General features: G+C 42.6%; 7 protein-coding genes and 1 pseudogene. All 8 read left to right on the forward strand.

Features of this window, described 5'->3' with window-relative positions:
• The first annotated feature begins 128 nt into the window (after positions 1-128).
• The 8 genes and pseudogenes from AACT52_RS15160 to AACT52_RS15195 all read left to right on the forward strand — a co-directional run bounded on the left by AACT52_RS15160 (position 129) and on the right by AACT52_RS15195 (position 10,204).
• The gene (locus AACT52_RS15160; protein ID WP_073631867.1) at positions 129-1,832 is read left to right on the forward strand and encodes a hypothetical protein; all 1,704 of its coding nucleotides are present in this window, start codon (positions 129-131) and stop codon (positions 1,830-1,832) included.
• Between the two features lie 14 nt (positions 1,833-1,846).
• A complete protein-coding gene (locus tag AACT52_RS15165) occupies positions 1,847-2,425 on the forward strand; it encodes a FaeA/PapI family transcriptional regulator (RefSeq protein ID WP_073631870.1) in 579 nt (192 codons plus the stop codon).
• A 290-nt stretch (positions 2,426-2,715) separates the two neighbouring features.
• Positions 2,716-2,856 (forward strand): hypothetical protein, encoded by a 141-nt coding sequence (locus AACT52_RS15170; RefSeq protein ID WP_233153951.1) that lies wholly within the window; start codon positions 2,716-2,718, stop codon positions 2,854-2,856.
• A 22-nt stretch (positions 2,857-2,878) separates the two neighbouring features.
• Positions 2,879-2,932, forward strand: a pseudogene (locus AACT52_RS15175) (hypothetical protein); the annotation flags it as partial.
• On the forward strand, positions 2,933-3,064 hold the full coding sequence (locus tag AACT52_RS15180; protein ID WP_233153954.1) for a WD40 repeat domain-containing protein: 132 nt from the start codon (positions 2,933-2,935) through the stop codon (positions 3,062-3,064).
• 284 nt (positions 3,065-3,348) lie between these two features.
• Positions 3,349-5,049, forward strand: coding sequence for an ABC transporter ATP-binding protein/permease (locus AACT52_RS15185; RefSeq protein WP_073631872.1), 1,701 nt, complete (start codon positions 3,349-3,351; stop codon positions 5,047-5,049).
• 596 nt (positions 5,050-5,645) lie between these two features.
• Positions 5,646-7,070, forward strand: a complete 1,425-nt coding sequence (locus AACT52_RS15190; RefSeq protein ID WP_083630334.1) for an efflux RND transporter periplasmic adaptor subunit — start codon at positions 5,646-5,648, stop codon at positions 7,068-7,070.
• A gap of 5 nt (positions 7,071-7,075) precedes the next feature.
• Positions 7,076-10,204, forward strand: coding sequence for an efflux RND transporter permease subunit (locus tag AACT52_RS15195; RefSeq protein ID WP_198940925.1), 3,129 nt, complete (start codon positions 7,076-7,078; stop codon positions 10,202-10,204).
• Positions 10,205-10,229 lie beyond the last annotated feature (25 nt).

The raw sequence follows: 10,229 nt of genomic DNA on the forward strand, positions 1-10,229 counted from the left end.
GATGTCCTTCATAAAGCACAAAATGCTTTGCTCAAACCAAGTAACTACGTCTGATCTGCTTGTTAGCGGCTTGTCAAAAAAAATGCCGCATAAAGCGACAAGCTAACCAAAAAAAACTTTCAAAAATTATGACATCTTTCCCGCTAATACAAAGCCCTACTGATATCGTTTCGCTACTAACTTTAGAAGGAAATTTAAAAATTTCCGAAATTCTTGCCGAAACAAATATCGAAGACATCCCTCAACTACAAGAATCGGAGAAGGCAATTCAGAAATTAAGGAAAATTTCCAAACAAGAAAGAGATTGCAGAATCAAGCTTTTACAGGAGCGCCTTTACCAACTTTCAGTTATCCAAAGCTTTCAAGCTTTTGAAGAGGATTATAAAGGTTATAAAGCACACTTTTCAATAAATGGAAGAGGGATATTAATCAAAATTATATCACCTTGTGGTGATTCCTGGGAAAAGCAAACTGAAACTTTTACAAACTTTCAAGCTAGACGTGAATTTCACCTCATAGTCAATGAGAACTTAGTCAAAAATTCAGCAGTTGTACAAAAGCCAATGTTAGAAACCAATTTACAGCCATTAAGTGACAAAGAGAAACGTTGGCAGGTTCTTAAGTTACTTATAGAAGGCGAGCGTGTTTTGTATAAAGGACGAGTTGGGATATACAAAGGAGTCCAAGAGTGCGCTACACCTAGCGCGTGGGTTTTTTTTGAAGACTCCCAGATAGTTGAACCAGTGAATCCCCTAGAATTAAGTCAGGAAAACTCCGATGATAATAGCTTAGTTCTTAACACAAGTTCAAATTTGAACTTGTATAAAGATGAAAAATCTATTTCAAGCAATTACCTCACTTCGTGTAGTCAACCAAGAACAACCGTTGATTTAGCTCAAATAGATGGAGAAGATTTTCTTCCTCCTATCGTCCAGTGGGATAACGAACCGGAATTGTCTGGCTTGCCTTTTGAGTTAGAGCATTTGGAGAACACAGAAGCCTACACTTTAGCAGACAATTTCAAACAACCCTCTTCAATAAGTTCAAATTTGAACTCAAAAATTATTCCCTTTAGTCCCCAGATTCTAGAAAAACCGCTTTCCAAAAAAGACGCAGAGAAAATCATCACTTTTATTAACTCTCATTTGAGACAGTTGAAAGCTTTGCCTAAAATTCAGAAACGTAGTAACGACATTATTCGTCACTATTTAGTCTTACTAGATGAAGGGAAAGGGTATGAACACCTTGGATTTAAAAATATGACTGCTCTGTTAAATAGTGACTTCATTCAAGGAAGCCGTTCTAATTTACAAAAACAGTGGCAAGCTGGGCGTATTGAACGCGACTCTTTGGGAGTAGAACCAGGAACCATACCAGAAGATCATTGTCGTAAATTAGCTCTACTAAAAGCTCAGCCAGAACAGGTTCAAAAGGCGTATATTAACGCTCAAAAATTGGCTGGCAATGGACGCTTAACAGCCAAAATTGTACAACAAGCTGTTCAAGAAATAGCAGCAGATCAAGGAATTGAATTACCACCATCAAAACCAAAAAAAAAGAGTCTTTGCGGTTGGCATCAAAATCTTTCTGGTACTGAGCGTTATTATAAACTTAATTTGTGTGGAGTAGAACATAGCCTTCAAGACTCTAATACAGAAGTTTGTATCAAACTAGAAAAAGTTGCCAAAGAGCACAATAAGACTCCCGAAAAACTCATTGTTCAAGGACTTATTAAACTTGTAGCTCAATCAATGGAATTGAACGATTCAGAAGTACTTGTCAAGGCAGTTGAAGTTGCTTTAGCGGAAATAAAAACAAACATGGCAGCATAAGGAGCAGAATAAAAATGCAGTTGTACATCTACCCTGGTTGCTTAAAACAAGTTTGTCAATTTTGTCAATCGGAAACTATCCCTAGAACTTTTCTTCGAGGAAAACCAGTTTGTTTAACATGCACTAACTTAAAGGAATTAAATCCAATTCCATTTCCACATAAAAGACGCCAAACTAACACATTGACTGAATTGCCTTTATCTACACAAGAAGAAGTAACAATTATATCATTACTCAGAAACCCTCAGACAACCTCAGAAATTGCATCTCAGATTGGGATCAGTAGAGGAACAGCGCTTAAAAAACTAACTTATTTGGAGGCTCGAAGAAAAGTTTTTCGATTTGGAGCCGGAGCAGGTAAACCTTGTTGGTGGGCACTTAGTTTGGATGCCGCAGTTCCCAATATGGCTGACAAAAACTTTGCGGATCAATTTCTAGAACTCGTCGATTTGCGGGAACTAAGTGCTTTTGAATTGAAATTAAAATTGGGCAAGCGAATCGAAGATATTATTTCCGTTGGCAGACGATTACAAAAAGCAGGCAAAGTACGCTCATACCTTAAGGATAATGTGCAGTATTTTAAAGCAGTTTAACCAATAAACTGGCATTTCTGACAGATTAAAATAGTGTCCCTTTTGTCAATATGGCTGTATAAACCAATACGACTTGGTTAAGGAGTTTAGTGAGATTTAGGAATGTAGAGACGCTTTCATTCACCGCGTCTCTACATTGTCATTTTGATAACAGTTTTGATATTATACCAATTTAATTTTATACCAATTTAATTAGTTACATAAGTACCTGCTTGCTCCATTTGAATTAGAGCAATATCATCTCGGTATCTGTTCAGGGGAGCTGATGACGCAACTGAGGAAGTCTTTCCGTGGGCAATGCGTTACAAGTGGACTGTGAAGAGATAGGTGAACTGGATGCTGCGGTTCGCTCTCGAAGCACAGATGAAAAGGATGAGACAAAGATTGCCAGCAAACGCCTGGATTGGGGAGAAGCGATCGCAAGGTCATAGTGGTAGCATCTAGTCACTCGCCTTCAGTCTCGATGGTAGCCTGCTTGGAAATAGCAGCGAAGACCAAACGGTGAAGGTGTGGGATGTCAGTACTTATGAATGCCTCAAAACTTTTCAGGGACATAGTCATCGGGTTACATCAGTCACCTTCAGCCCCCAAGGTAATATACTTGCCAGTGCCAGTGATGACCAAACGGTAAGACTGTAGGATAGCAGCACTAATCTAGGACTTAAGTAAATCTTAAGACAAGGTAATTTTCAAGCGTTGTGTTTAAATCTTTCCAAATTATTGACAATTGCAGCCTAAAGTGAAACCAACGGCCTTTTACAAGGTGGTTGCAAAGACGGCGATAGTAAATGCATATGCGGGTGCATTTCTACAGTGCGTAAGTCCTAGAGTATTAACTATGGCTTCAAACAAGTCAAAAACGAACTACGCTAGGCAGATTTTCGGCTGAGCGATTATGACACAGCATAAGCAGGTAACAAAAAATGAATCGATTTAACCGTCAGCTATGGCAGCGTTTTTGGGCGATCGCTAAACCCTACTGGTTTTCTAATGAAAAATGGAGCGCGAGAGGACTGCTGGCTATTTTGCTGGTGCTGGCGCTAGTTGCCAGTGGTCTGAGCGTGCTTCTCAGCTTTATGAATCGAAACCTGATTAACGCACTCGAACAAAAGAATATTGAGAGCTTCTATCGCAGCGTCTGGATTTTTGTCGGTGTCATTGTCGTGGCGATCCCTTTGGTTGTCTTCTTTAACTACATCCAAAAAAAGTTGAGTTTATACTGGCGACGGTGGTTGACTAATCAGTTTCTCAACGAGTATTTTCAAAACCGGGCTTACTACCAGATCAACTCCGACCCGAATGTTGATAACCCCGATCAGCGAATATCTGAAGATATTAACAGCTTTACTAAAGTTTCTCTAGACTTTCTGTTAATTGTTCTCACTTCGGTGACAACTCTGATTGGTTTTATTGGAGTGCTAGGGTCAATTTCTCTGACCCTCGTCATCGTCTTGGTGGTGTACGCGATCGCGGGTACCGTAATTACAGTGCTGATTGGCAAACGACTGATTGGGCTAAACTTCAATCAGCTAAGGAAAGAAGCAGACTTTCGCTATGGTCTGGTGCATGTGCGTGACCATGCCGAATCGATTGCCTTTTATCAGGGAGAAGCACAGGAATTTGAGGAGGTGAAGCAACGATTCAATGAGGCGTATCGGAACTTTGATCGCGTGATTGCTTGGGAGCGGAATTTGAGTTTTTTTACCACAGGCTATAATTATGCGATCGCACTTTTGCCTTTTGTGGTGCTTGCACCTGCCTACTTTGCGGGTCAAATTCAATTGGGAGTGGTTATCCAGGCGGGTATTGCTTTCAGTCAGGTATTAAGCGCGCTGTCTGTAATTGTGAGTAGGTTTGAACAGCTGAGTGCGTTTGCTGCTGGAGTGAATCGTTTAGCTTTGTTCGACTGGACTCTAGACACTGCTAGTAAAACCTTGAAAGAAGGAGCGACTGTAATTGATACAGTAGTGGATTCTAAACTAGCGCTGAAACACATTACGTTGAATACCCCCAACTATCAAAAGATTCTGGTTAGGGATTTGTCGGTGGCGCTGTCACCAAAAGAAGGCTTGCTAATTGTGGGGCAGAGCGGCTGTGGCAAGAGTTCATTGCTTCGGGCGATCGCGGGCTTGTGGAACGCAGGCACCGGCTGCATTATCCGGCCAAAACTTGAGGAGATGCTATTTTTACCTCAACGACCTTATATGGTTTTGGGTTCCTTGCGTAGCCAATTGTTGTACCCCAACACCAATCGTGAAATCTTGGAAGATAAACTCTACCTGGTGTTACAACAGGTGAATCTTACCGACCTGCCAGAGAGAGTTGGTGGTCTTGATGCAGAGCTGGACTGGGCAAATATTTTATCCTTAGGCGAACAGCAACGTCTTGCCTTCGCCCGCCTGCTATTGACCCAACCCCGCTACGCCATTTTGGATGAAGCGACAAGCGCCTTGGATAGTCAAAACGAGGATCGTCTATACAGGCAGCTAAATAAGACGGCTACAACATTCATTAGCGTCGGGCATCGTGCTAGCTTAGTACAATATCACCAGTATGTTTTAGCACTGACAGGAGATACGACTTGGCAGCTATTGCCAGCTCAAAGCTACACCTTTAGTGCTTGATGGACTAGCGGATTTTTGAGAAAAACTTTAGCGCTTTGTTAGCAACTGCATCCTTGTTAAAGATGTAGCTACGGCTAAGTGCTTTGAGAGCATATAGGTTGACAGCATATAGGCTTATATGCTGTCAACCTACGCGCAGGCGCAGCCTGTCCCCTTGGAACTCAGAATCTAGGGTTTGCATCGTAGTCGAGAGATGCTGAGCGCCCTTGGTGCAGGCACTCGCGTTCAGTACGCTATCGCTACGTGCCTCGCTCTGCGTAGACGCCTAGCGGCTTCTCGTTACAGTGGAGCTACGCTAACAGCATGACAAATCGGGGTTTTTGCCGAATTTATAAACACGCTCTAAATGACAGCGAACACAGGCTGGGCAAACTTATTCCGGAGTTTGCCGTTAAATAGGCACGATGCATATTTGCTGGCTTAACTGGACTATCTTGACTGTTCAAAATTTTAATAAAAGGAAACAATAAAACTAACTGTGATGCTAGCCGATCACATGTCATGCGACCTCATTGTCTTGGTAGGGACACAAAAATGTCCCTATCAGGTTTTTCTAGTTGCTTGTGTAACAAAATAATTTGATAGAACTTAATCATATGGTAGAAAATGCAAATTCTCCAAGTGATGCAAATCAATTAGACCAATTAAACTCTCACACAGATGAAAGTGAATCTCCTGTGTTGGAAAAAACACATTCAACCAGTTCCATTCGCAAACATCGTTTACCTCAATCTATTCTCTTAATTTTACTGGGAGTAGGAATCATAGCAGCAGGCATTTTCGGCTATCGTCGGTGGCGTGCCTCAATGGACACTCATCATGCTGCTGCTCCGTCTCCTATGGCTGTGCAATTGCAGACTTTACAAAGCGCCTCTCTTCAAGACAACACAGAGTATGTAGGCACTTTGGAAGCAGAGAAAACAGTTGAACTCAAACCCCAAATTCAGGGACAAATCCAGCAAATCCTTGTTAAACCAGGGGTTCAGGTGAAACAGGGGGAGCCAATTTTTATTCTCAATCCTGATCAAACGATCGCCGAGTACAAGAGTAATCAAGCAGCAGTTGCAGCAGCTGTAGCAGCGCAAAATACCGCTGCTCAGCAACTGCAATCGGCTGAGTCACAACTAGCTTCAGCTCAAGCACAATACGAACTGGCGAAAATTAATAATAAGCGGAATCAATATCTAGTAGGTCAAGGGGCGATCGCGCAAAACGATGCAGATCAAGCCGCAACTGATTTGAAAGTGAAAGCTGATGGCGTTAAGTCTGCACAAAATCAGGTCAAGGCTAACAAAGCCTCTCTTGTTCAAGCAGAAGCGAATGTCAAAAAAGCTCTCGCAGATACAGCTGCGGCTCAGGTAGATGTTAACTTTAAGCGAGTGATTGCACCCATTTCTGGAGCAGTTGGTGATATCTCGCTCAAGGTGGGAGACTATGTCACTACGGGGCAAACCCTCACCACTATCAACCAAAATGACTTCTTTGATCTACAAATTCCCATCCCCATCAGTCGTTCTGGGGAACTGCGACAGGGGTTACCCGTACAATTACTAGATCCCAATACAAGCAAACAGCTGGGTTCAGGAAGTATTTACTTTGTCTCATCTCAAGTCAATGCAGATGCTCAGTCAATCTTAACTAGAGCACGTTTCTCAAACGCAAGTGGTAATCTGCGGAACTCTCAATATGTGAAGGCAAGAGTGATTTGGGACATTAAACCAGGGGTTCTTATACCTATTAATGCAGTAACTACAATCGGGGATCAAAACTTTGTATTTGTCGCTCAGGAAAATCAAGGAAATAATCAAAAAAGCCAACTGGTTGCTCACCAAGTACCTGTGAAATTGGGAAATATTCAAGGACAAAATTACCAGGTTCTTAATGGATTAAAGCCTGGGGACAAACTTGTTGTCTCCGGAACTCTCGTCTTAAGAGATGGTATCCCTATTGTTCCTTTACCAAGCAGCAGCCCTCGTTCATCTGGGGCAAACACCTCCACTCAATCCAGCCATAGGAGGTAAATATCGTGTCTATTGCCAATACTTTTATCAAACGCCCCGTCTTAACAACAGTTTGTACAATCATTATTGTGTTGGTTGGAGTTGTCTGTTTGCCGCTTCTTCCCATCGAGTATGTTCCGCAAATTGCACCTATCCAAGTTCAGATCTCGGCTTCCTACGTAGGTGCTGATCCGCAAACTATCGAAACAGTAGTCACGACCCCAATCGAACGAAAGTTGGACGGAACCCAGGACATGGATTACATGACCTCCACAAGTATTGCTGGTAGTAGTAATATTTCAGTCTATTTCCCTACATCTACTGACCCAAACGCTGACCAAGTTAACGTGCAGAACAACTTGCAGCAAGCAATTCCTCTATTACCTGCTTCTGTGCAAGAGCAGGGAATATCGGTCAAAACCACTTCACCTAGTCTTTTGCTAGTTTACGGTTTTTACTCCCCTACTGATCAGTACAATGCAACATTCATTAGCAATTATGTTGATTTGTTTGTCAACGACGAAATTACCAGAATTAAGGGCGTTGGACACGTCAATATTTTTGGTCAACGTCAATATGCGATGCGTTTCTGGCTTGATCCTGATGCTCTAGCGAGCCGAGGAGCCACTATTGAAGATGTCGTCAATGCCGTGAAATCGCAAAATGTTGTGATTGGCGGTGGTACTATTGGTGCAGAACCTGCTCCTCCAGGACAACGTTACCAAATTCCGCTGCTACTGGATGGGATGTTTCATAATGTCGCTGACGCAGAAAACATCGTTGTCAAAGTGGCAAAGGATGGAACCCAAATCAAGCTCAAAGATGTTGGTCGAGTTGAATTAGGAGCACAATCCTATAGCAGCAGTGCAAAAATTGATGGTAAACCTGGTGTTGCTTTTGGTATTTATCAATCCCCAGGTAGCAACGCCTTGGATGTGGCAAAACAAATTGAAGCCAAGATGCAGGAACTCGAGCAGAACTTTCCTCCAGGGATAAAAGCAGAACTGGTGTATGACACAGTCAGTTTTATTCAAGAATCTACAAAAGAAGTTATTATTACTCTGCTTGAAGCTATTGGTCTAGTTATTCTGGTCATTTTCATATTTCTACAAGATTGGCGTGCCACCATTATTCCCACCGTTGCAATTCCAGTATCCCTAATTGGCTCAATGATTTTTGCCAAACTGTTGGGGTTTTCCATCAATAGTTTAACGATGTTTGGTTTGGTACTGGCAACAGGTCTAGTCGTAGATGATGCAATTTTGGTGGTGGAAGCGATCACTGCTAAGATACAAAATCAAGGGATGTCGGCACGAGAAGCCAGCTTTGAAGCGATGGAAGAACTCACTGGGGCAGTGGTTGCTACCTCGTTGGTACTGATGGCGGTGTTTATTCCGGTAGCATTTTTTCCTGGGGCTACAGGATTGCTCTACAGACAATTCGCCTTGATTATTGCTTTCTCCATCGCTGTTTCTACGTTTAATGCTCTTAGCTTTAGCCCCAGTATGGCTGCTATTTTATTGGGTTCCCCACAGGAAGCATGGGGTCCGGTGGGCTGGTTTTTTCGCAAATTTAACCAGTTTTTTGCCTGGGTTAATAGCCGTTACAAAGCCATTGTGGAGTTCTTGATTTGGATTCGATACTTGGTTATTGGGGTATTTGCGGTTGGATTAGTCGCAACGGTTTACATGTTTGGTGTTGTTCCCACAGGTTTTGTTCCAGGGGAAGACCAAGGTTCAATCTTGGGACTTGTCCAAGGTCCCGCTTCTGCTTCTCTTCAATACACGGACGATATTCTTAACCAGGTTCGACAGTCGCTCACGAAGATTCCTGAGATACAGTCTACTGCTACCATAAGTGGTTCCGGCTTTAATGGTTCTGGTGCTAATCAGGGAATTTTCTTCGCCCATCTTGTCCCGTGGGGCGATCGCACGAAACCTGGTGAAGATGTTGACTCTATTATCGGTCGCGTAAAAAAAGAATTTGCTAAAGCTATCACAGGTGCCATTGCCGTTGTCAGTAGTCCACCTCCAATTCCAGGGTTTAGCCCCTTGGGTGGTTTTAATATGCAGCTTGAAGATACAACAAACGGTAAGTACAGCTTCAGTGATTTTCAGGCAAATGCCCAGAAGATTCTCCAGAAAGCGAACCAAACCGGAGTATTTGCATCCCCACCAGGCGCTTTCACCCAATTTTCTGCCAATACACCGCAGTATAAAATTGAAATCAATCGTGACCAATTGAATGCTCTGAATGTTGACTTTAACGATGTCTTAACCACCATAGGAACCAGCATCGGTTCGTCATATGTAAGTCAATTTGTCTTTGGACAACGATATTATCAGGTGTATGTGCAGTTGGATAGTGAGTATCGTGATAAGCCAGAGGATCTCAAGCAGCTGTATGTCAATTCTAAAGATGGAAAACTGGTCTCTGTAGATCAGTTAATTACTATTACACCCTTCACAGGACCAGCAGTCATTTCTCACTTTAACGAATACCGCTCTATCTTGTTGCAAGGAACTCCAGCATCTAACTACAGCAGTGGGCAAGCGATTGATGCTATCACCAAGGCATACAAAGAAGCTGCTTTACCAGGAATCAAATTTGATTGGTCTGATTTGACAAGGGAACAGGTTGCTGGTGGTAGTTTGGGTGCTTTAATCTTTGCATTCAGTATCATCATGGTATTTCTGGTCTTGTCAGCTCAGTACGAAAGTTATATTGACCCAGCAATTATTTTGCTGACAGTGCCATTAGCGATTTTAGGAGCACTGAGTGCAGTAGCTCTACGAAATTTAGTGAACGATGTCTACTGCAACATTGCGCTTGTAATGTTGATTGGGCTTGCTAGTAAAAACGCCATATTAATTGTAGAGTTTGCCAATCAAGCGCGAGAGCAAGGAATGAGCTACACCAAAGCAGCTCTTACAGCAGCAGAAGAACGATTCCGACCAATTTTGATGACCGCATTTGCAGCGCTTGTCGGATTCTTCCCTCTTGTTGTGGCAACAGGTGCAGGAGCAAATGCTCGTCACTCATTGGGAACAGCAGTTTTTGGTGGTTTGCTTGTGGCAACATTTTTGAGTTTGCTCGTTGTGCCTGTGCTTTACGTCACCATCAAAAATTTGGAGGACACATTCTTTAAGCGTTAAGGAACGTGGATTAAATAAGATCCAC

The organism is Scytonema sp. HK-05, from assembly GCF_963872035.1.
Taxonomy (GTDB): domain Bacteria; phylum Cyanobacteriota; class Cyanobacteriia; order Cyanobacteriales; family Nostocaceae; genus Kalymmatonema.

Bases quoted from the DNA above. Each gene is read 5' to 3' on its own strand.
- AACT52_RS15185 (WP_073631872.1), top strand. From the start codon at position 3,349: ATGAATCGATTTAACCGTCAGCTATGGCAGCGTTTTTGGGCGATCGCT.
- AACT52_RS15190 (WP_083630334.1), top strand. From the start codon at position 5,646: ATGGTAGAAAATGCAAATTCTCCAAGTGATGCAAATCAATTAGACCAA.
- AACT52_RS15165 (WP_073631870.1), top strand. From the start codon at position 1,847: ATGCAGTTGTACATCTACCCTGGTTGCTTAAAACAAGTTTGTCAATTT.
- AACT52_RS15160 (WP_073631867.1), top strand. From the start codon at position 129: ATGACATCTTTCCCGCTAATACAAAGCCCTACTGATATCGTTTCGCTA.